This is a genomic window from Rhizobium sp. G21 (assembly GCF_014158035.1).
Classification (GTDB): Bacteria; Pseudomonadota; Alphaproteobacteria; order Rhizobiales; family Rhizobiaceae; genus Rhizobium_E.
The window spans coordinates 2496933-2518031 of the sequence record NZ_JACFXW010000001.1 but is presented as its reverse complement, the minus strand read 5'-3'; the positions used below and the strand labels follow the sequence as shown (position 1 = coordinate 2518031).

Here is a 21099-nt window from a genome sequence, read left to right as displayed (position 1 = left end):
AAAGGCCTCTCCCGATTTTTTGGAAGATTAGGCGCCGAATCGGATGATTACAGAGCCGACGACCGCGCCGCTATCGACAAGATCGGTTATTCAGACCTTTCGAGGACGGCGGCATAGAAGCCGTCCACTCCATTCAACATATCGGGCGTGGTGCGGATCTGGCCATTTTTTACGATTTCATCGGGAAGAGCCGGTTCTTCTTCGGCCCCGACCGCCCGCATCCGCGCTTCAGGCGTTTCCTTGAGGAAGCGGGCGATCAGTTCCTCCCCTTCGAGCGGGTCGAGCGAACAGTTGGCGAAGACCAGTCGTCCGCCGGGCTTCACCATCCGGAAGGCAGCGTCGAGCAGGCGCCGCTGCACCGAAGCGAGCTTGACGACGTCTTCCGGGCTCTTTGTCCAGATGACATCGGGATGCCGGCGGATGGTGCCGGTCGAAGAGCAGGGGGCATCGAGCAGGATGGCGTCAAAAAGCTCTTCGGGCTTCAGCTCTTCGAGCTTGGCCACCACGAATTCCGCCTCGAAGCCGAGGCGGGCGAGATTGCCCTTGAGCCGTTTCATGCGGCTGGCCGATTGCTCCACCGCCGTCACCTTGCCACCTGCCAAGACCAGTTGCGCCGTCTTGCCGCCGGGGGCGGCGCAGAGATCGGCGACGCGCTTGCCCGAAATGTCCCCCATCAATTTGGCGGGAATGGCGGCGGCGGCGTCCTGCACCCACCAGGCGCCGTCGTCGAAGCCTTCGAGCTCGGTCACTGCGCGCTGAAGCTCCGTCAGGCGCACGCTGCCGGTCGGCAACACCGCGCCGCCCAGCCTGTCCGCCCAGCCCCGGGGATCGCTTTTCACGGTCAGGTCGATCGGCGGCAGTGTGATGAAATTCTCGCCGATCCGCCGGGAGACCTCTTCGCCATAGGCCGCCACCAGACGCTTCTGGAACCAGGCGGGGAAGATCGGAACCTCGGCGCGGACGCGGGCGAGGGCTTCTTCTTTTTCGCGGCCCAGCCGGCGCAGCAACGCGTTGACGAGATTGGCGAAGCGGGCCGAGCGCGGATCGAGCCTCGCCTGTTCCACCGCGAGATCGACCGCGGAGTGGTCGGGCACGTCGAGAAACAGGATCTGCGCGGCCGCGACCGCCAGAACATGTCGCAGATGCCGGGCGCCATCCGGCAGCGGCGTCTGCAGATAGCCGTCGAGAATGGCGTTGATCCAGGCGAGATGCCGAAGGCCGGAATTGAGAATGGCGCGGACCAGCGCCTTGTCGGCCCCGGACAATGCGCGGAAGGCCGGATTGCCGTGATCGTCATCGATGACGCCATCCATCGGCGTTTTCTGGTCGATGATCGCCGCCATCATTTTGGCGGCCGCGGCCCGGGCGGCGTAGCCCGGTTTGGACGAGATCTCGGCCGCCTCTTTTCTGTCGAACGTCTTGCGGGGAGGGCGGCCGGGTGTCTTGGTCAAGAATAAGGTCCTTCGGGAGGTTTGCGATCGCCGCGCCCCCAGGTGATATTGGGCACGGAGCGGCCTTTGCGACCCGAACTATCAGGCGCGGGCGCGTCCGTCGAGGCCCCCCAGGGGCTCGGGCGCTCCTGAGACGGCTGCGCAGCCGGCGCCGGCCGGGGCTGGGAAGGCTGCGGACGCTCCGGCGCCGCCCGCATGCCCCGCGCCAGTTCCTGTAAGGCCGCGATGCGGTTTTCGGTGTTGGGATGGGTGGAGAACAGACTGTCCATCCGTTCGCCCGACAGCGGATTGATGATGAACATATGCGCGGTGGCCGGATTGGCCTCGGCGCGCGGATTGGGAATGTGATGCGCCGCCGTGGCGATCTTGTCGAGCGCGGAGGCGAGCCAGAGCGGATTGCCGCAGATTTCCGCGCCGCGCCTGTCGGCGGCATATTCGCGCGTACGGCTGATCGCCATCTGCACCAGCATGGCGGCGAACGGCGCGATGATCATCGTGGCGAGCACGCCGATGAAGCCGAAGGGATTGCTGCGATTGTCGCGGTTGCCCCCGAACAGAAAGGCGAAATTGCCGAGCATCGAAATCGCGCCGGCGAGCGTTGCGGTGACCGTCATGATCAGCGTGTCGCGATTTTCGATATGCGCCAATTCGTGCGCCATCACGCCGGCGACCTCTTCGGGCGTCAGTCGCTGCAAGAGACCGGTGGAGGCGGCCACCGCTGCGGCGTCGGGCGCGCGGCCTGTGGCGAAGGCGTTCGGCTGGTCGGAGTTGATGATATAGACGCGCGGCATCGGCAGATTGGCGCGGGCTGCGAGATCGCGGATCATCCGGTAGAATTCCGGGGCGCTACGCTCGTCCACTTCCTGAGCGTCATAGGAGGACAGCACCATGTTTCCCGAATTCCACCAGGAGAACAGGTTCATGCCGGCGGCGACGACAAGGGCGATCATCATGCCGCCGCGTCCGCCCAGCATGAAGCCGACACCCATGAACAAGGCCGTCATGAAGGCGAGCAACATGGCAGTCTTGACGTAATTCATGTTTTTCTCCTCGGTGCGGGTCTTGAAATCGCCCGCCATGCAATGACATGGGAAATGACGTCATAAAATTCAATCCGGGTAAAGCCATGACCGACGCCGACAACGACAATGACGAAACCGGCCGCAAGCCGCTGTCGCCAGCCGCGATGCGCGCCCTTCAGGAAGCCGAGGACCGTCGCAGGGCGGCCGAAGCCCCGGAGCCGGCCCCGGAAGTCGGCGGTCGAGGCGGAGCCGATCCCGCCCGTTTCGGCGATTGGGAAATCAACGGTCGGGCGATCGATTTCTGATCTGAAATAATTCCTATTGAAGACGGTCCGAATTCGGAATATTTTCCTTCCATGTTCAGACCGCACCGACTCGTCAACCTTTTGTCTGTCACAACGCTTGCCCTTCTGGGCTACGGCGCTGTTGACGGCCGGGCCGAAGTCAGCCGCCGCTACCATGTGGATGGTCCCGTGGCGGCAGAACTCGTCTCGGTGATCGATGGCGACACGGTGTTGGTCAACGCCCGTCCCTGGCCGCAACAGACCATATCCGTGATGGTGCGCCTGCGCGGCATCGACACGCCGGAGCTCAAAAGCCGCTGTCCCATGGAACGCGAAAGGGCCCGCGCCGCCCGCGACCTGCTCGTAGAGCGCCTGCAGGGCGGCGATCTCGCTCTGTCCGATATCGACGCCGACAAATATTTCGGCCGTGTGGTGGCGCGCCTCTCCTTCGGGGAGGCGGATGACGCTTCCGATTTGCTGCTCGCCGCCGGTCTGGCGCGGCCTTATGACGGAGGGAAGAAAGCGTCGGTCTCTTGCTGAGGTTGCAGCGCGTTGGTGGATTCTGCGCGTCCGGCGGATAAAGCTGCGGCAGGAGTTTTCCCATACCGCTGTTTTTCCTTCTTTCTCTGATCCCGCAACCGCTTTACACGACGCCGCACAATCCGCAGTCCTTTGTTCATACCGTGAGGTTGAGCTGCAAACAGATCTCTTCCTGCGAGGACGCGGTCGCTCTCTGGTGCTCGGGCTATCGCCGCGCCGATGGCGACAATGACGGCGTCCCCCGCGAGAATGTCTGCCATTCTCTGCAGCAGGTCGAAGAGATCATCAGCCGGCAAGGGTGCTGAGAGGGCCGGCCCCGATGGCGCCGGCCCCTCATAATATCACGAGGCCTTCTTCATCTGACGGTTCTGGCGATTAGCGATCAGCTCGTCGACGACGCCTGGATCGGCGAGCGTCGACGTGTCGCCCAACGCCCCGAAATCGTCCTCGGCGATCTTGCGCAGAATCCGGCGCATGATCTTGCCGGAGCGCGTCTTCGGCAGGCCCGGCGAGAATTGGATCTTGTCGGGCGTGGCGATCGGACCGATCTCGCTGCGCACATGCTTGACGAGTTCGGCGCGCAGCGCGTCATTGCCTTCGACGCCGGACATCAGCGTCACATAGCAATAGATGCCCTGGCCCTTGATGTCGTGCGGATAGCCGACGACGGCGGCTTCCGACACAAGATGATGCGACACCAGCGCCGATTCCACTTCCGCCGTGCCGAGCCTATGGCCCGAGACATTGAGCACGTCGTCGACGCGGCCAGTGATCCAGTAATAGCCGTCTTCATCGCGCCGGCAGCCGTCGCCGGTGAAATACTTGCCCTTATAGGTGGCGAAGTAGGTCTGGATGAAGCGGTCGTGATCGCCATAGACGGAGCGCGCCTGGCCGGGCCAGCTGTCGGTGATGCAGAGATTGCCGTCGGCCGCGCCCTCGATCGGATTGCCCTCGTTGTCGACCAGCTCGGGCTTGATGCCGAAGAACGGCCGCGTCGCCGAGCCCGGCTTGAGGTCGGTCGCGCCCGGCAGCGGCGAAATCAGGATGCCGCCGGTCTCGGTCTGCCACCAGGTGTCGACGATCGGGCATTTCGCCTCGCCGACGACATTGTAATACCATTCCCAGGCTTCCGGATTGATCGGCTCGCCGACCGAACCGAGCAGACGCAGCGTCGAGCGCGAGGAGCGCTTCACATAATCGTCGCCGGCGCCCATCAGCGAGCGGATCGCGGTGGGGGCGGTGTAGAGATATTGACCTTGTGCTTGTCGATCACTTCCCAGAAGCGGCCCTGGTCCGGGAAATTCGGCACGCCTTCGAACATCAACGTCGTGGCGCAATTGGCCAGCGGACCATAGACGATATAGGAATGTCCGGTGACCCAGCCGACATCCGCCGTGCACCAGTAGATGTCGCCGTCGTGATAGTCGAACACATATTCATGCGTCATCGAGGCGTAGACGAGATAACCGCCCGTCGTGTGCATCACGCCCTTCGGCTTGCCGGTCGAGCCCGACGTGTAGAGGATGAACAGCGGGTCTTCGGCGCGCATCTTCACCGGTGGGCAGTCGGGTTTGACGGTGGCGACTTCCTGGTGATGCCAGAGATCGCGGCCCGGCGCCCAGCCGATCTTGCCGCCGGTGCGGCGCACGACCAGAACCTTGTTGACGATGACGTAATTCTTCGCCGCGATATCGATGGCGATATCGGTGTTTTCCTTGAGGGGCACCGGCTTTCCGCCGCGCACGCCTTCGTCGCAGGTGATGACGAAGGTGGATTCGCAGTCGACGATGCGGCCGGCCAGCGCTTCCGGCGAGAAGCCGCCGAACACCACCGAATGGATGGCGCCGATGCGGGAGCATGCCAGCATCGCATAGGCGGCCTCTGGGATCATCGGCATATAGATGGTGACGCGGTCGCCCTTCTTGACCCCGTGCTTCTTGAGCACGTTGGCCATGCGGCATACCTGGTCGTAAAGTTCGTTATAGGTGATCTTCTTGTCGATATAGGGATTGTCGCCTTCCCAGATGATGGCGGTGCGGTCGCCATGCGTCTTCAGGTGACGGTCGATGCAGTTATAGGAGACGTTGGTCTGGCCGTCTTCGAACCACTTGATCGGCACGCGCCCCTTGAAGGACGTGTTTTTGACCTTGGTGTAGGGCTTGAACCAGTCGATGCGCTTGCCGTGTTTGCCCCAGAATTTGTCGGGGTTCTCGACGCTTTCCTCATACCACTTCTGATATTTTTCATCGTCGATCAACGCGCGCGTTTTCGTCGGCTTCAGCACCGGATAGACTTTGGCGGACATTGGCTCCTCCCAATTCGTTCGCTCGGAACCGCAACTCTTTTGCGGTTGGATGACAATAACATAGCACCTCAGATGGCCGCGGCAATGAGACTTTGGTCAACGGATTTGCAAACAATTGCATTTTCGCGACGCTTGGGATATAAGCCCGTCCATCCCCGGACATTGTGGTTAACACAAACGGCCTGCGACCCCGGCGCAGGCGGCTCAGAAGGATTGTATCCATGGCTCAACAGCTGCTCATGCCGAAGGCGACGGCGATCTGGCTGGTAGACAACACGGCGCTGTCGTTCGATCAGATCGCACAGTTTTGCAAGCTGCATCCGCTCGAAATCAAGGCCATCGCCGATGGCGAAGCCGCCCAGGGCATCAAGGGCCTCGACCCGATCTCGACCGGCCAGCTGTCGCGTGAAGAAATCGCCCGCGCCGAAGCCAATCCGAACCACAAGCTGAAGCTGTCCGAGCCGAAGGTCCGCGTTCCCGAGTCCAAGCGCAAGGGCCCACGCTACACGCCGGTCTCCAAGCGCCAGGATCGCCCCAACGCCATTCTCTGGCTGGTCCGCAATCATCCCGAACTCAAGGACGCGCAGATTTCGCGCCTGGTCGGCACCACCAAGAACACGATCCAGCAGATCCGCGAACGCACCCACTGGAACTCCACCAACCTGACCCCGATGGACCCGGTGACGCTCGGCCTCTGCTCGCAGATCGATCTGGACATGGAGGTCGACAAGGCCGCCCGCAACCGTCCGTTCCAGACGGAAGAAGAGCAGGGCGCCACGCTCGAATCGGCCCGCGAGACCGAGCGCGCAGCCGACAACGACGATTTCAAGGAAATCGACGCCGACGCCGTCTTCGCCAAGCTCAAGTCGCTGTCGTCGAATCGCTCCGACGAAGATGACGATCAGTACTGATCCGAAAGATTCGCATGATGTCATGAGGCCCGTTTCTCGCGAAACGGGCCTTCTTTATGCCGGGTCACGCTGGTGAAGAGCGTTGCGCTCAGTGACCATGCGCCCTGAGCGCCGCCTCGATCTCGCCGAGGATTGCGGGATCGTCGATGGTCGCCGGCATTTTCCAGGGTTGGCGATCGGCGATCTTCTGCATCGTGCCGCGCAATATCTTGCCCGAGCGCGTCTTGGGTAGCCGCGTCACCGGAATGACCATCTTGAAAGCAGCGACGGGGCCGATTTCCTGACGGACCAGATTAACCACTTCCTTTTCGATCGCGCCGGCTTCACGTGAAACATTGTTCTTGAGCACGAGGAAACCGCAGGGGATCTGCCCTTTCAACTCGTCGGCAACGCCGATGACGGCGCATTCGGCGACGTCGGGATGGGTCGCGCAGACCTCCTCCATCTGCCCGGTCGACAAGCGATGGCCGGCGCAATTGATGATGTCGTCGGTGCGCGCCATGATGAAGAGATATCCGTCTTCGTCGCGATAGCCGGCGTCGGCCGTCTTGTAGTAGCCCGGAAACTCTTCGAGGCAGCTCTTGCGGAAGCGGTCGTCCGCCTTCCAGAACGACGCAAGACAGCCGGGCGGCAAGGGCAGCTTGATGACGATATTGCCGAGAACGCCGTTCGCCACCGGATGACCGGCGTCATCGAGCACATCCACCTGATAGCCCGGCATCGGCAGCGCCGGCGATCCATGCTTGACCGGCAGAAGATCCAGCCCGAAGGGATTGGCGGCGATCGCCCAGCCGGTTTCGGTCTGCCACCAGTGATCGATGACGGGAACGCCCAGATGCCGCTCGGCCCATTTGAGGGTTTCCGGGTCGGCGCGTTCGCCGGCGAGAAACAACGCCTTCAGAGTCGGCATCGGATATTTCCCGACGAACTCCGCCTCCGGATCCTCCTTGCGGATGGCGCGGAAGGCGGTCGGCGCGGTGAAAAGCGCGCTGACGCCATGTTCCGCGACCACGCGCCAGAAGGTGCCGGCGTCCGGCGTGCCGACCGGCTTGCCTTCGAAGACGATGGTGGTCGAGCCGTTGATCAGCGGCGCATAGACGATGTAGGAATGGCCGACCACCCAGCCGATATCGGACGCCGACCAGAAGACATCGCCGGCTTTGACGCCGTAGATGTTCTGCATCGACCAGGCGAGCGCGGCCATATGGCCGCCATTGTCGCGCACCACGCCCTTGGGCTGGCCGGTCGTGCCGGATGTGTAGAGGATATAGAGCGGATCGGTCGCGAGCACGGGTTCGCAGGCGATCTGGTCGCGGCCCGCAGCCTTGGCGTCCCTGACCGCCGCGGCGAAATCGACGTCCCGGCCGGCGATCATTTCGGCCTCAGCCTGCGGCCGCTGATAGACCAGCACATGCGCTGGCTTTACTTGACCATCCGCAATCGCCTGATCGACCATTGGCTTGTAGGGCACCACCCGGCCGGGCTCCAGCCCGCAGCTTGCGGTGATCACCAGCTTGGCTTCCGAATCCTCGATGCGATGCATGAGCTCATGCGCCGCAAATCCGCCGAACACCACCGAGTGCACCGCGCCGAGCCGGGCGCAGGCCAGCATGGAAAAGACCGCCTCCGGGATCATCGGCATATAGATGACGACGCGATCGCCCTTGCCGACGCCGAGGCTGCTCAGGACGCCGGCGATCGCTTTCACCTCTCCAAGCGCTTCGGAAAAAGTGTAGCGGGTGACGGAACCGGTCATCGGGCTGTCATGGATCAGCGCCAGTTGGTCGCCTCGCCCGTCCTCGACATGCCGGTCGAGGCAGTTGTAGCAGGTGTTGGTGACGCCGTCGGCATACCACCGGCCGTAGACGCCCTGGCCTTCGTCGAATATCCTCGTCGGCGCGCGAAACCAATCGATCGTCTGGGCAGCCTGTTCCCAGAAGAACAGCGGGTCCCGCTCCCATGCCGCATAAACATCCCTGTATCCGCCAGTCATCGTTTCCGCCTCCCGATCGAAACCGCCTGATGCGCAATTATCGTGAAGGGGCGGATGGGGACAATCCGACCAAAGGGTTAGATGCGACGCGATACGACGGTTTTAATTGACAAAGCGCAAGGCCTGGCTGGCAAACGCGCCCTGGAGGACTTTTATGAATACACTTTCTCGCAGTTGCTGGATCGCTTCCGCACTTTATCTCACCATCGGCATGGGCCTGGGGATCTATATGGGCATCGCACAGGATCACACCCTGGCGCCGGCGCATGCCCATCTCAATCTCGTCGGAGGGGTTCTTCTGGCGCTGTTCGGCTCCTACTACGCTCTCGCTGGCTCCGGCGTTCGGCGGCTCGGCGTCATTCAGGTCGTCTGCGCCAATCTCGGCGTCGTGACGCTGGCGCCCGGCATCGCGCTGGCGGTGCAAGGGCAAGGCGAGGGGCTGGCGATCGTTGGCAGCCTTCTGGCGCTCGCCTCCATGCTGCTGTTCCTGACAGTCGTCGCCACCCAGCCGCGTCCCGTCTCAGCGTGAGCCGAAGATCGCGGAGCCCACGCGGACGCTCGTCGCCCCCATGGCCGTCGCGATCTCGAAATCCCCCGACATGCCCATCGACATCTTGTCGACGCCGTTTTCCCGGGCCAGTTTGGCGAGCAGCGCGAAATGCGGTCCGGGATTCTCGTCCGCCGGGGAATGCACATCAGCCCTTCGATTGCCAGACCCAGGTCATCGCGGCAGAAGGACAGGAAAGCGGGCGCGTCGTCCGGGGCGACGCCCGCTTTCTGCGGCTCGAGCCCGGTATTGATCTGCACATAAAGGCGAGGGCTGCGGCCCTGCTTGTCCATCTCGGCCTTCAGGGCGCGGGCGATCTTCTCGCGGTCGACGGTTTCGATCACGTCGAACAGCGCCACGGCGTCCTCGGCCTTGTTGGATTGCAGCGGCCCGATCAGCCGCAACTCGATATCCGGAAACGCCGTCCGGAGCGCCGGCCATTTCGCTTCCGCTTCCTGAACCCGGTTTTCCCCGAATACGCGATGACCCGCCTCGATCAACGGCCGCACCTCTTCGCCTGAAAACGTCTTGGTCACCGCCACCAGTTGCGGAGAGGATTTGCCGGCTTCATCGGCTGCTTTGGCGATGCGGGCGAGAATCTCTTGATAGCGTTCGACGGTCGACATGAACGGCTCCTTCTTCGTTGCGCCTACCTAGCCTCCGCCCCCTGTCTTTGCCAAGAGCCGGAGCGGCTTCGACCGGCCTAAAAACTTGACGCGCTCCCGCTTTCATGATGAAGGTCACCCCCGATTTGATCGAGAATTCAGGGTCCCGGACAAGAAAAATGGCGTCAGAACGTTACAATCCGCGCGAGGTCGAACCCCGCTGGCAGCAACGCTGGAACGAAGGCAAAGTCTTCGAAACCGACAACAACGACCCGCGCGAGAAGTATTACGTCCTCGAGATGTTCCCTTATCCCTCGGGCCGCATCCATATGGGCCATGTGCGCAACTATGCGATGGGCGATGTCGTCGCCCGCTTCAAGCGCGCCCGCGGCTATAATGTCCTGCATCCCATGGGTTGGGACGCCTTCGGGATGCCGGCCGAAAACGCGGCGATGAAGAACAAGGTCCACCCCAAGGCCTGGACCTACGAAAACATCGCCGCTATGCGCAAGCAGCTGAAGAGCATGGGCTTGTCGCTGGATTGGTCGCGCGAATTCGCCACCTGCGACGTCGACTACTACAAGCGCCAGCAGCACCTCTTCATCGACATGATGGAAAAGGGCCTGGTCTATCGCAAGAACTCCAAGGTCAACTGGGATCCGGTCGACATGACCGTGCTCGCCAATGAGCAGGTCATCGACGGCCGCGGCTGGCGCTCCGGCGCGCTGGTGGAACAGCGCGAACTGACCCAGTGGTTCTTCAAGATCACCGATTTCGCCCAGGATCTGCTCGACAAGCTCGACACGCTGGAGAACTGGCCGGAAAAGGTCAGGCTGATGCAGAAGAACTGGATCGGCCGCTCGGAAGGCTTGACCGTTCGCTGGGACGTCGTGCCGCATGACGGCTTTGCCGATCTGAAGGACATCACCGTCTACACCACCCGTCCGGACACGCTGTTCGGCGCTTCCTTCCTGGCGATCTCCGCCGACCACCCGGTCGCCAAGGCCGCCGCCGCTAAGGATGCTGCGATCGCAGAGTTCTGCGAGGATTGCCGGCGCGCCGGCACCTCGCTCGCCGCACTGGAAACAGCGGAGAAGAAGGGCATGGACACCGGCCTGCGCGTCCGCCATCCCTTTGACGCATCGTGGGAAATCCCCGTCTACATCGCCAATTTCGTGCTGATGGAATACGGCACGGGCGCGATCTTCGGCTGCCCCTCGGGCGACCAGCGCGACCTCGATTTCGCCAACAAATACGGCCTGCCGGTCACCCCGGTCGTGGTGCCCGAAGGCGCTGATAAGGACGAATTCCGCGTCACCGACGAAGCCTATATCGGCGACGGCGTGATGATCAATTCCCGCTTCCTCGACGGCATGACCACCGAAAGAGCCTTCGACGAAGTGGCCAACCGCTTGGCCGCAACCGACCTGCATGGCGCGCCTCAGGCTGAGCGCAAGGTGAACTTCCGCCTGCGCGACTGGGGCGTCTCGCGCCAGCGCTATTGGGGCTGCCCGATCCCGGTGATCCATTGCGAAGTCTGCGGCGTCGTGCCGGTTCCGAAGAAGGACCTGCCGGTGCAACTGCCCGACGACGTCACCTTCGACACGCCCGGCAATCCGCTCGACCGTCACCCGACCTGGCGCCATGTCGCCTGCCCGCAATGCGGCCATGACGCGCGTCGTGAAACCGACACGATGGACACCTTCGTCGACTCCTCCTGGTATTACACGCGCTTCACCGCGCCGTGGGAAGATGCGCCGACGGATCCCGCTGCCGCCGACGCCTGGCTGCCTGTCGATCAGTATATCGGCGGCATCGAGCATGCGATCCTGCATCTGCTCTATTCCCGCTTCTTCACCCGCGCCATGCGTGAAACCGGCCATGTTGGTCTCGTCGAACCCTTCAAGGGCCTGTTCACACAGGGCATGGTCGTGCATGAAACCTATAGCCGCGGCGAAGGCGCCCAGCGCGAATGGATCGAGCCGGCGCAGATCCGCATCGAAGAGGTCGACGGCGCGCGCAAGGCCTATCTGCTCGACGGCGGCGACGAAGTCGCCATCGGCTCGATCGAGAAGATGTCGAAGTCCAAGAAGAATGTGGTCGACCCCGACGACATCATCGCTTCCTACGGCGCCGACACCGCCCGCTTCTTCGTGCTCTCCGACTCCCCGCCCGATCGCGACGTGATCTGGACCGAAGGCGGTGTCGAAGGCGCGCATCGCTTCGTGCAGCGCGTCTGGCGCCTGATCTCCGAAGCCGCCGAACAGCTGAACACAGTCGAGGCGACTCCGGCTAAGCAAGGCGATGCGCTCTCGGTGTCCCAGGTGGCGCACAAGACGCTGAAGGCGGTCGAAGGTGACTACGAGCGCCTCGGCTTCAACAAGGCCGTGGCTCGCATCTACGAATTCGTCAATGCTCTGGCTCAGCCGCTAACCACAGTCGCCACGGGCAAGGCGGACGCGGCCTATATCGCGGCCGTTCGTGAAGCCGCCGAGATTCTCGTGCATCTGATCGCGCCGATGACGCCGCACCTCGCCGAGGAATGCTGGACGGTGCTCGGCAAGGATGGTCTCGTTGCCGAAGCCCAGTGGCCTGTCTTCGACAAGGATCTCGTCGCCGAAAACGAGATCACTCTGCCGGTGCAGATCAACGGCAAGAAGCGCGCCGATTTGACAATCGCCCGCGATGCGGATCAAACTTCGATCGAACAGGCGGTGCTGGCGCTCGACGCGGTCAAATCCGCGCTCGAGGGCAAGACGCCGAAGAAAATCATCGTGGTGCCGCAAAGGATCGTCAATGTCGTCGTCTGATCGCAAATTCGCAGCGCCGCTGAAGCGCATAGCCGGCGTTGCCGCCGCCGGCCTCCTCCTGGTGTCCGCCGGATGCCAGGTTCGACCCCTTTACGCGACCGGCTCAGGCGTGGACGCCGCATTGAAATCCATCGAATTTTCCGAAGCCGACGATCGAATCGAGCTGGAAGTTCGTAACAACCTGATCTTTCTCGCCGCTGGTGGAGCGGGCGAGCCGGTAAATCCCGAATATGAGGTCGACCTGAAGGTGAAGACCCGGAATGTCGGCGTGCTCGTCGATAGCTCCAGCGATCAGGAGCGGGCAGGGCGTCTGGTGCTCAAGGCCGATTTCACTCTCACCAGGAAGTCGACCGGTGAAGTTTTGAAGACTGGCCATCGTTCGGCGGTGGCGCTGGTCGATTTCAACACCCAGGAATACGCCAAGATCCGCGCCACGCGGGACGCCGAAAATCGCGCGGCGCGAGAGTTGGCTGAACTCATCCGCGCCGACCTCGCGGCTTGGCTCGGCCGGTAACATGGCCGAAATCAAGGCCCATGAATTCGATTCCTTCTTGAAGCGGCGGCTGGGCGACCACCGCCTCTTTCTCGTTTATGGACCGGACCGCGGCCTGGTGTCCGAGCGCGCAGCAGCCTTGGCGGCCGCCACCAAGGTCGATCTCAAGGACGCCTTCTCCTTCATGCGCCTAGAGGCCTCCGATCTCTCCGGCGACCCAGGCCGCCTTTATGACGAAGCCCGTTCCACAGGGCTGTTCGGCGGCGAAAAACTCATTTGGATCAAGGGCGCCGGCGCCGACAAAGGACTGGCGGACGCGGTCGCCAATCTCGGCGCCGACAAAGAACTGGGCGCCTGGATCATCATCGAAGCGGGAGACCTCAAAAAGGGCGTCAATCTTCGCAAAGCGGCCGAAACGGCATCCGGCGCCATGGCCATTCCATGTTATGCGGACGACGCCCGGGCGTTGAACGGATTGATCGATGAAGAATTGGCCGCTTTCGACCTCAGGATCACGCCGGACGCGCGAGCGCTTCTTGCAGAATCGCTCGGTGGAGACAGGCTTGCATCACGAGGCGAAATCCGCAAGCTGGCGCTCTACGCCTTGGGCCGCCCGACGATCGAGGCCGACGACGTGGCCGCCGTGATCGGCGACGCCAGCGCCATTTCCACCGACGACGCCGTCGACGCGGTGCTGAAGGGCGACCGGAACGCGTTTCTCCATGCTACCCAGAAGGTCATCGCCTCGAAGACGCCGGTGTTCCTCGTCATTCAAGGCGTGATGCGGCAATTGCAGCTGCTCGATTTGATGCGCTCCGATATGGAGGAACGCCGCTCCAGCGCCGCAGACGCCATCGCGGCGCATGGGCGCCATCTGCATTTTCGGAGAAAGCCGGTGATCGAGGCGGCCCTGCGCGCCTGGACGGGCGACCTGATCGCCCGTGAACTCAACCAGCTGCATTTCGCGATCCTGCAATGTCGGCGGCGCAACAGCCTCGAGGACACGATCGCGCTGCAAACCCTGCTCGCTACCACCCTCATCGCCGGCAGAGGCAAACAAGCGCGGAATTAGTTAGCCGGATTCAGCTTCTCTCCAACAGACGGCAGAGCTCTTCGAGCTGATCTAGCGTCTTATAGGCGATCGTCACGCGTCCGCCATCGCCCTTATGGGCGACTTTGACCTCAAGCCCCAGTTTGTCCGAAAGCGTCCGTTCCAGCGCCAAGGTGTCGGCATCCGGCTCGACCGCTTTTGGTCGCTCCCCGCCGGCGCCACTATGGCCCCGGATATCGTTTTGCGCTATACGCTCGGCGTCGCGGACCGAAAGACCCTTGGCGACGATCGTGCGAGCCAGCGCCACAGGATCGGATGTCGGAATCAACGCCCGGGCATGACCAGCAGACAGTTTCCCATCATAAAGCATGTCCCGAACGGGATCGGGCAGCTTCAACAGCCTTAGGCTGTTGGCCACGTGAGAGCGGCTTTTGCCGATAATTTCGCCGAGGTCGTTCTGCGTGTAGCCGTGCTCGGCGATCAGTTGGTCGTACCCCATCGCCTCTTCGATCGGGTTGAGATCCGATCTCTGAACGTTTTCGACAATCGCCAACTCCAGCGCTGTCCGATCGTCGACATCGCGGATGATCACCGGGATGTCGACAAGGCCCGCCAATTGCGCGGCGCGCCAGCGTCGCTCACCCGCGATGATCTCGTATTTCCCATCCGGCATGGTCCGCACCACGACCGGTTGGACGATGCCATGCTGGCGAATCGAAGAAGCGAGATCCTGAAGTTCTTCTTCGAGAAAATTCTTCCTCGGGTTACGCGGATTTCGGATCACCATCTCGATCGGCACCCGGCGATCCGGCCCGACAGTCGGCTTGCCCTGCTGCACCGACAAAGGTTGGTCCATCTCGCCGATCAAAGCGGCGAGGCCGCGCCCAAGACGACGCTTTGAAGGATCTTCATTCATGTCAACACCAGACTATTTCGACACCGAAATGTTATGCCGCGCGGCTGTGCTGCCGCTCCCGCTGAATGACTTCCGAGGCCAATTGAAGATAGGCCTGGCTGCCGGCACATTTCAAATCATAGAGAATTGCGGGTTTGCCATAGGAAGGCGCTTCCGAAACCCGGACATTTCGTGGAATCAGCGTGTGGTACACTTTCTCGCCGAGATGTTCGCGCACGTCCGAAACGACCTGCTGCGCCAGATTGTTGCGAGAGTCGAACATCGTCAAGACGATGCCTTGAATGTCCAATCCCGGATTCACGGAACGCCGCACCTGGTCTACCGTCTCGAGAAGCTGGCTCAATCCCTCAAAGCAAAGAATTCACATTGCAACGGAACCAGCACGGATTGGGCGGCAGCGAGCGCATTCATGGTCAGAAGGTTGAATGACGGCGGGCAATCGATCAGAATATAATCATACTCGGCGGCCTCCGGGCTACTCAGCGCCTGACGCAGCCGATAAACGCGGTCCGGCTGTTGGCCAATCTCCATTTCGACGCCGAGCAAATCCATGGTCGAAGGCGCGATCGTGAGATTGGGAACGACGGTAGGCATAACAACGTCGGCGACCCCATGCTCGCCTATGAGAAGATCATAGGTCGACAGCAAGCGGCTTCTTCGATCGATGCCCAGCCCAGTGCTGGCGTTTCCCTGTGGATCCAGATCGACGATGAGGACATTCTCACCAATTGCAGCCAGCGCAGTCGCCAGATTGATGGCGGTGGTGGTTTTGCCGACGCCGCCCTTTTGATTGGCGATGGTGATGATGCGGTGCTTCGGCTTGTTCATTCGGCCCACCAAAATGAGGTCAAGTTATCTTTTGGAGCCGCCGAATTTCAAGGACCACGGAATCCGGCTCCACAATGCTGGTGTGTTTTACCAGATCATACGACCAGCGCCTACGCGATTTTTCTACCTCGCTGCGGTAATCCCGACCTTTATGCAGGTAGCACACGAGGTCAGGGTTTCGCGAAGCCCAAGGCTCTGCAAAATCAAAAAGCAAATCAAGCTCCGCGAGCGCGCGCGCAGATAGGAAATCACAAGATTTGATCAGATCTGGTGCTGTTTCGATCCGGACTGCGTGCACGATTCCCCTGCCGTTGGTCGCCGAAAGCGCGGCGCGGAGAAATGCAGCCTTCTTGTGGTTGCTCTCGACTAAATGCACCTGACCGTCACCACGCTCCGCCAGGAAAATCGCTGTGACGATTCCGGGAAAGCCGCCTCCGCTGCCCAGATCTACCCATTGTCCAGCATTCGGCTGCAGCGTCACCAACTGAGCGCTGTCGAGTATATGACGCTCCCAGAGATCCGTCTTCGTCGACGGCGCCACAAGATTGATGACTGCCGCCCATTTGGCAAACACGTCCGCGAACGTTTCTAGCCGGTTCAGCGTTTCACGTGAAACACCCATGCCGATCAGTTTGTCGCGGAGACTCTTTTGCATTGCAGGCAATGTTCAACCAACCTTCCGTAATTGTTCGCGCTTTTTGATCGTCGTCAGCAATAGTGTGATGGCCGCTGGGGTCATGCCATCGATTTTTGCCGCTTGCGCAATATTCCGCGGCTTGAAACGACCGAGCTTCGACTTCAATTCTGCCGACAGACCAGGAAGCTCCGAAAAATCGAGATCTTCGGGAATGAGACGTTCTTCTTCTCGTCGCGTCTCCGCTGCCTCCGTCGCTTGGCGGTCCAAATATACGGCATAGGCAGCTTCGATCTCGATCGCATCCCGACTCCATTTTGGAACAACATTCAGATCGGGCCACACCGCTCCCAAACGGTCGAGATTCATGTCCGGGTAGGACAGAAGTTCATATGCGCTGCGGCGCTGCCCATCCTGATTGATCCGGAGACCGTACTTTGATGCCTCGCTCGGTGTTAGGCTGTAGCCCTTCAAACGATCCCGGACAGAATCAAGATCCTGCAGATAGGCGTTGAAACGCTCTCGTCTGTCTTTGCCGACCAAGCCCAGCGACAATCCGATCGGCGTCAGCCGTTGATCGGCATTGTCAGCCCGGAGCGACAAGCGGAACTCGGCCCGAGAGGTAAACATGCGATAAGGTTCACTCACGCCTCTGGACGTCAGATCATCGATCATAACGCCGATATAGGATTCGGTGCGGCTGAAAATGAAGGGCTCCATACCGCCGACACGGCGCGCAGCATTCAACCCCGCGACAAGCCCTTGCGCCGCCGCCTCTTCATAGCCGGTCGTGCCATTGATCTGGCCGGCCAGATAAAGACCGCGCAAAGCCTTGACTTCGAGGCTTGGATGCAATTCGCGGGGATCGACATGGTCATATTCAATCGCATAGCCCGGCTGCAGGATCGCGACCCGCTCGAGGCCGGGGATACTGTGGATGAAGGCGGCCTGGACATGTTCAGGAAGGGAGGTCGATATCCCGTTGGGATAGATGGTCGGATCATCCAGCCCTTCCGGCTCCAGGAAAATCTGATGGCCGTCTCGCTCGCCGAACCGAACGATCTTGTCCTCGATCGACGGACAATATCGTGGCCCGACGCCTTCGATCTGACCGGAATACATCGCCGAGAGATGGATATTGTCCTGAATTATCTTATGAGACGCCGGGGTCGTGCGGGTGACTCCGCAATCAATTTGCGGATTGGTGATCGCATCCGTCATGAAAGAAAAGGGTGAAGGGCATTCGTCCGGACCCTGTCGATCCAGTCCCGTCCAGTCGATGGTTCGTCCGTCAAGTCGAGCAGGTGTCCCGGTCTTCAAACGGCCGAGCCTCAACCCCAGCTTCGCAAGTGTCGCCGACAGTCCGATCGAAGGGTTCTCCCCGACGCGACCCGCCGGGATCTTTCGGTCGCCGATATGAATCAGACCACGCAGGAAGGTGCCTGTAGTCAGAACGACGGCTCCGCATGAAATCACATCCCCGCTGCCGAGGGCGACGCCGGAAACGCCTTGCTCATCCTGGAGCAGATCAACGATATCCCCCTCGATAACGTCGAGCTGGGCGTGCCCGCCGATTTCCGCCTGCATAGCTTCGCGGTAAAGCCTTCTGTCTGTCTGAGTTCGTGGCCCGCGCACCGCGGGGCCCTTTTTACGATTAAGAAGCCGAAACTGAATCCCGCCCTTGTCCGCCACGCGTCCCATCAGCCCGTCCAGAGCGTCAATCTCACGAACCAGGTGTCCTTTGCCCAACCCGCCAATCGCCGGATTGCAAGACATCGCTCCGATGGTGGAAGCTTTATGGGTGACGAGAGCCGTTTTCGCGCCCAGCCGAGCGGAAGCGGAAGCAGCCTCTGCGCCGGCATGGCCACCGCCGACCACGATGACATCATAACGTCGATGCATGTGACACTCCATTCGTTGCGTTTCCGAATCGGTTACGCGTCAGTGTTTCACGTGAAACGCGAGACTCGCAATGCGAGAATCCCAACTCATTTCCCAATGCAAAATTCCGAGAAGATCACTCCGAGCAGATCGTCCGGATCAACAAAACCAGTAATTCGGCCCAGGTCCCGCGCTGCAAGCCGGAGAGTCTCAGATCGAATTTCAAGAGGTTGATCGATAGCTATTTCAGCGTTTCCAATATGCGAAAGCGCAGAAGCCAAAAGAGTCTGATGACGTGACCGCGCAGGCGCGAGATCTTGCGTTCCATTTTCGAAGACGAGCCCAACCCTCGTCAGAATAGCGTCGATGAGCGCCTCGATGCCAAATCCCGTAACGGTCGATATCGCCATCCCGGCCTGATCCGCGGGAACGCAACGATCGACCTTGGTCTCGACAAAAATATGTTCCACTTCCGAATCGATTTGTTCGAACGGATCGTGATCACCCGTCTCGCGGAGGCTCAGGACGAGGTCCGCGTTGTGCGCAGACGATAGCGCCCGCTTGATCCCCTCGGCCTCGACGACTTCATCCGTGTTCCGCAACCCGGCCGTATCGGTGATACGAACCAGATATCCCCTCAGGTCGAGATCAATGGTAATCAGATCGCGCGTCGTGCCCGGGATATCTGTTACGATCGCAGCCGGCCGTTGCGCCAAATAATTGAGAAGGCTAGATTTTCCTGCATTTGGACGTCCGATGATCGTGACGTTGAAGCCATCCCGCACCATCTGACCAATGCGGCCCCTATCGAGAAACAATTTTATTTCGTTTCCGATTTGATTCACGTCCGCCCAGACCCGCTCGCTCACGGAGCCGGGTACATCGTCCTCTTCGGGGAAATCGAGCTCGGCCTCGATCAAAGCGCGCGCTCTGGTCAGGCGATCCATCCACTCCCGATAGAGCCGACCTTGGTCTCCCCGCGCCTGAGACATCGCGAGACGGCGCTGCATCTCGGTATCGGCCGAAATCAGATCGGCGATGCCCTCGGCTTCAGTCAAGTCCAGCCGATTGTTGTCGAATGCCCGGCGCGTGAATTCTCCAGGCTCCGCATGGCGACAGTGCGGTACGGAGGCCAACTCGTCGAGAACCGCGCGCACCACGGCTCGACCGCCATGAAGATGGAGTTCGAGCACATCCTCGCCGGTGAACGAGTGGGGCCTCGCGAAATGGAGGACCAGCGCTCTGTCGATCAGATCGCCGCCTTGCCCGCGCACAGACCTCAACAGCGCGGCGCGTGGCTCCAGCTCGCCAAGTTGGAGATGGCGACGCACCGCGTCCACCTCCGGCCCGCTGACGCGCACCACCGCCACGCCGCTGGGCAGCGACCCGGATGAGAGTGCGTAGATCGTGTCGCCAAACGACGTCATCAACAGTGGGTCCTGAGAGAATGGGCGCAAACAAAAACCGCCGGGCTGGCCCGGCGGTTGCCATACTGTATTTTGCTTCGACGCTCAAGTCATTGCGGCTTTGCGATCGGTGCAGGCCGATCACGTATTCATCGAATCGAAGAAATCGCCGTTGTTCTTGGTCTGCTTCAGCTTGTCGATCAGGAATTCGATCGCGTCTGTCGTGCCCATCGGGGCGAGGATGCGGCGCAGCACGAAAACCTTCTGCAGGTCCTGGCGCGGCACGAGCAGGTCTTCCTTGCGGGTGCCAGACTTGAGAATATCCATCGCGGGGAAGATTCGCTTGTCCGCCACCTTGCGGTCCAGAACGATTTCGGAATTGCCGGTGCCCTTGAATTCTTCGAAGATCACTTCGTCCATGCGGCTGCCGGTGTCGATGAGCGCGGTGGCGATGATCGTCAGCGAACCGCCTTCCTCGATATTGCGGGCGGCGCCGAAGAATCGCTTGGGGCGCTGGAGGGCGTTGGCGTCGACGCCGCCGGTCAGAACCTTGCCCGACGACGGGACCACCGTGTTATAGGCGCGGCCAAGGCGTGTGATCGAATCCAGCAAAATAACCACGTCGCGGCCATGTTCGACCAGGCGCTTGGCTTTCTCGATCACCATTTCGGCGACTTGAACATGCCGCACCGCCGGTTCGTCGAAGGTCGAGGAAACCACTTCGCCGCGCACCGAGCGCTGCATGTCCGTCACTTCTTCCGGACGTTCGTCGATCAGCAGGACGATCAGATAGCATTCCGGATGATTGGCGGTGATCGAATGGGCGATGTTCTGCAACAGCACCGTCTTACCCGTGCGCGGCGGCGCGATCAGGCCGCGCTGGCCCTTACCAAGAGGCGCGACAAGGTCGATCACCCGCGGCGACATGTCCTTGTTGGTCGGAATGTCCAATTCCATCTTGAAGCGCTCATTGGGGTAGAGCGGCGTCAGATTGTCGAAATGCACCTTGTGACGGATCTTTTCCGGATCGTCGAAATTGATGGTGTTGACTTTCAGCAGCGCGAAATAGCGTTCGCCTTCCTTGGGGCTGCGGATCGGACCTTCGACCGTGTCGCCGGTCTTCAACGAGAAACGTCGAATTTGCGAGGGCGAGATGTAGATATCATCCGGACCCGGCAGATAGTTGGCGTTCGCCGACCGCAAGAAGCCGAAGCCGTCCTGAAGCAGTTCCACTACGCCTTCGCCGATGATCTCGACCTCCTGGGCGGCGAGATTCTTCAAGATCGCGAACATCAGCTCCTGCTTGCGCATGACGCTGGCGTTTTCGACGTTCACGGATTCGGCGAAAGCCAGCAAATCGGTGGCGGTCTTGTTCTTGAGGTCTTGGAGTTTCATCTCGGCCATGAAGCGAACCATCGGGGC

15 protein-coding genes and 3 pseudogenes are annotated in these 21099 nt (G+C 61.1%); 7 read left to right on the top strand and 11 right to left on the bottom strand.

Annotation, left to right across the window (positions count from 1 at the left end):
- Positions 1–86 precede the first annotated feature (86 nt).
- Positions 87–1451, bottom strand: a complete 1365-nt coding sequence (locus H2O14_RS12805; RefSeq protein ID WP_182827956.1) for an RsmB/NOP family class I SAM-dependent RNA methyltransferase — start codon at positions 1449–1451, stop codon at positions 87–89.
- On the bottom strand, positions 1448–2491 hold the full coding sequence (gene htpX / locus H2O14_RS12800) for a zinc metalloprotease HtpX (RefSeq protein ID WP_182827955.1): 1044 nt from the start codon (positions 2489–2491) through the stop codon (positions 1448–1450). Before htpX ends, H2O14_RS12805 begins: the two co-directional genes overlap by 4 nt.
- 86 nt (positions 2492–2577) lie before the next feature.
- Here htpX and H2O14_RS12795 point away from each other — a divergent pair, with 86 nt between their 5' ends.
- Both H2O14_RS12795 and H2O14_RS12790 read left to right on the top strand, forming a co-directional pair.
- Positions 2578–2778 (top strand): DUF1674 domain-containing protein, encoded by a 201-nt coding sequence (locus tag H2O14_RS12795; RefSeq protein WP_182827954.1) that lies wholly within the window; start codon positions 2578–2580, stop codon positions 2776–2778.
- 51 nt (positions 2779–2829) lie between these two features.
- The gene (locus tag H2O14_RS12790; protein WP_182827953.1) at positions 2830–3297 is read left to right on the top strand and encodes a thermonuclease family protein; all 468 of its coding nucleotides are present in this window, start codon (positions 2830–2832) and stop codon (positions 3295–3297) included.
- A 341-nt stretch (positions 3298–3638) separates the two neighbouring features.
- On the opposite strand, the pseudogene acs reads toward H2O14_RS12790, so the two are convergent.
- Positions 3639–5602 (bottom strand): annotated as a pseudogene (gene acs / locus H2O14_RS12785) (acetate--CoA ligase).
- A gap of 221 nt (positions 5603–5823) precedes the next feature.
- Here acs and H2O14_RS12780 point away from each other — a divergent pair.
- Positions 5824–6513: a DUF1013 domain-containing protein gene (locus tag H2O14_RS12780; RefSeq protein WP_182827952.1), complete on the top strand. Its 690-nt coding sequence runs from the start codon at positions 5824–5826 to the stop codon at positions 6511–6513.
- Between the two features lie 88 nt (positions 6514–6601).
- Here the strand turns inward: H2O14_RS12780 and H2O14_RS12775 are convergent, their stop codons facing one another.
- Positions 6602–8506, bottom strand: coding sequence for a propionyl-CoA synthetase (locus H2O14_RS12775; RefSeq protein WP_182827951.1), 1905 nt, complete (start codon positions 8504–8506; stop codon positions 6602–6604).
- A 154-nt stretch (positions 8507–8660) separates the two neighbouring features.
- Here H2O14_RS12775 and H2O14_RS12770 point away from each other — a divergent pair, with 154 nt between their 5' ends.
- A complete protein-coding gene (locus H2O14_RS12770; protein WP_182827950.1) occupies positions 8661–9035 on the top strand; it encodes a hypothetical protein in 375 nt (124 codons plus the stop codon).
- Here H2O14_RS12770 and H2O14_RS12765 read toward each other — a convergent pair.
- Positions 9027–9679 (bottom strand): annotated as a pseudogene (locus tag H2O14_RS12765) (YggS family pyridoxal phosphate-dependent enzyme). The gene H2O14_RS12770 and the pseudogene H2O14_RS12765 sit on opposite strands and share 9 nt — an antisense overlap.
- Before the next feature lie 158 nt (positions 9680–9837).
- On the opposite strand from H2O14_RS12765, the gene leuS reads away from it, so the two are divergent.
- From leuS to holA, 3 genes are read left to right on the top strand one after another with little or no spacing between them, the layout of a single operon-like run.
- Complete coding sequence (gene leuS, locus H2O14_RS12760; protein WP_182827949.1) at positions 9838–12468, top strand: leucine--tRNA ligase; 2631 nt, start codon at positions 9838–9840, stop codon at positions 12466–12468.
- On the top strand, positions 12455–12982 hold the full coding sequence (gene lptE / locus H2O14_RS12755; protein ID WP_182827948.1) for an LPS assembly lipoprotein LptE: 528 nt from the start codon (positions 12455–12457) through the stop codon (positions 12980–12982). The genes leuS and lptE overlap by 14 nt, the downstream gene beginning before the upstream one ends.
- 1 nt (position 12983) lies before the next feature.
- Positions 12984–14033, top strand: a complete 1050-nt coding sequence (gene holA, locus H2O14_RS12750; RefSeq protein ID WP_182827947.1) for a DNA polymerase III subunit delta — start codon at positions 12984–12986, stop codon at positions 14031–14033.
- Between the two features lie 10 nt (positions 14034–14043).
- Here holA and H2O14_RS12745 read toward each other — a convergent pair whose 3' ends face one another.
- The 6 genes and pseudogenes from H2O14_RS12745 to rho all read right to left on the bottom strand — a co-directional run bounded on the left by H2O14_RS12745 (position 14044) and on the right by rho (position 21081).
- Positions 14044–14928, bottom strand: coding sequence for a ParB/RepB/Spo0J family partition protein (locus H2O14_RS12745; RefSeq protein WP_182827946.1), 885 nt, complete (start codon positions 14926–14928; stop codon positions 14044–14046).
- A gap of 31 nt (positions 14929–14959) precedes the next feature.
- Positions 14960–15756, bottom strand: a pseudogene (locus H2O14_RS12740) (ParA family protein).
- Between the two features lie 19 nt (positions 15757–15775).
- Complete coding sequence (gene rsmG / locus H2O14_RS12735; RefSeq protein ID WP_182827945.1) at positions 15776–16411, bottom strand: 16S rRNA (guanine(527)-N(7))-methyltransferase RsmG; 636 nt, start codon at positions 16409–16411, stop codon at positions 15776–15778.
- Positions 16412–16423: 12 nt separating this feature from the next.
- Positions 16424–18292 (bottom strand): tRNA uridine-5-carboxymethylaminomethyl(34) synthesis enzyme MnmG, encoded by a 1869-nt coding sequence (mnmG, locus tag H2O14_RS12730; RefSeq protein WP_182827944.1) that lies wholly within the window; start codon positions 18290–18292, stop codon positions 16424–16426.
- 86 nt (positions 18293–18378) lie between these two features.
- Positions 18379–19698, bottom strand: a complete 1320-nt coding sequence (mnmE, locus tag H2O14_RS12725; protein WP_182827943.1) for a tRNA uridine-5-carboxymethylaminomethyl(34) synthesis GTPase MnmE — start codon at positions 19696–19698, stop codon at positions 18379–18381.
- A gap of 120 nt (positions 19699–19818) precedes the next feature.
- Positions 19819–21081: a transcription termination factor Rho gene (gene rho / locus H2O14_RS12720; RefSeq protein WP_182827942.1), complete on the bottom strand. Its 1263-nt coding sequence runs from the start codon at positions 21079–21081 to the stop codon at positions 19819–19821.
- Positions 21082–21099: the final 18 nt, after the last annotated feature.

What these genes read in the sequence shown, in the direction of transcription:
- lptE (WP_182827948.1), top strand. Translation starts at nt 12,455, where the DNA reads ATGTCGTCGTCTGATCGCAAATTCGCAGCGCCGCTGAAGCGCATAGCC.
- rho (WP_182827942.1), bottom strand. Translation starts at nt 21,081, where the DNA reads ATGGCCGAGATGAAACTCCAAGACCTCAAGAACAAGACCGCCACCGAT.
- mnmE (WP_182827943.1), bottom strand. Translation starts at nt 19,698, where the DNA reads ATGACGTCGTTTGGCGACACGATCTACGCACTCTCATCCGGGTCGCTG.
- leuS (WP_182827949.1), top strand. Translation starts at nt 9,838, where the DNA reads ATGGCGTCAGAACGTTACAATCCGCGCGAGGTCGAACCCCGCTGGCAG.
- holA (WP_182827947.1), top strand. Translation starts at nt 12,984, where the DNA reads ATGGCCGAAATCAAGGCCCATGAATTCGATTCCTTCTTGAAGCGGCGG.
- H2O14_RS12790 (WP_182827953.1), top strand. Translation starts at nt 2,830, where the DNA reads ATGTTCAGACCGCACCGACTCGTCAACCTTTTGTCTGTCACAACGCTT.
- H2O14_RS12780 (WP_182827952.1), top strand. Translation starts at nt 5,824, where the DNA reads ATGGCTCAACAGCTGCTCATGCCGAAGGCGACGGCGATCTGGCTGGTA.
- H2O14_RS12745 (WP_182827946.1), bottom strand. Translation starts at nt 14,928, where the DNA reads ATGAATGAAGATCCTTCAAAGCGTCGTCTTGGGCGCGGCCTCGCCGCT.
- htpX (WP_182827955.1), bottom strand. Translation starts at nt 2,491, where the DNA reads ATGAATTACGTCAAGACTGCCATGTTGCTCGCCTTCATGACGGCCTTG.
- rsmG (WP_182827945.1), bottom strand. Translation starts at nt 16,411, where the DNA reads ATGCAAAAGAGTCTCCGCGACAAACTGATCGGCATGGGTGTTTCACGT.
- H2O14_RS12770 (WP_182827950.1), top strand. Translation starts at nt 8,661, where the DNA reads ATGAATACACTTTCTCGCAGTTGCTGGATCGCTTCCGCACTTTATCTC.
- mnmG (WP_182827944.1), bottom strand. Translation starts at nt 18,292, where the DNA reads ATGCATCGACGTTATGATGTCATCGTGGTCGGCGGTGGCCATGCCGGC.
- H2O14_RS12775 (WP_182827951.1), bottom strand. Translation starts at nt 8,506, where the DNA reads ATGACTGGCGGATACAGGGATGTTTATGCGGCATGGGAGCGGGACCCG.
- H2O14_RS12795 (WP_182827954.1), top strand. Translation starts at nt 2,578, where the DNA reads ATGACCGACGCCGACAACGACAATGACGAAACCGGCCGCAAGCCGCTG.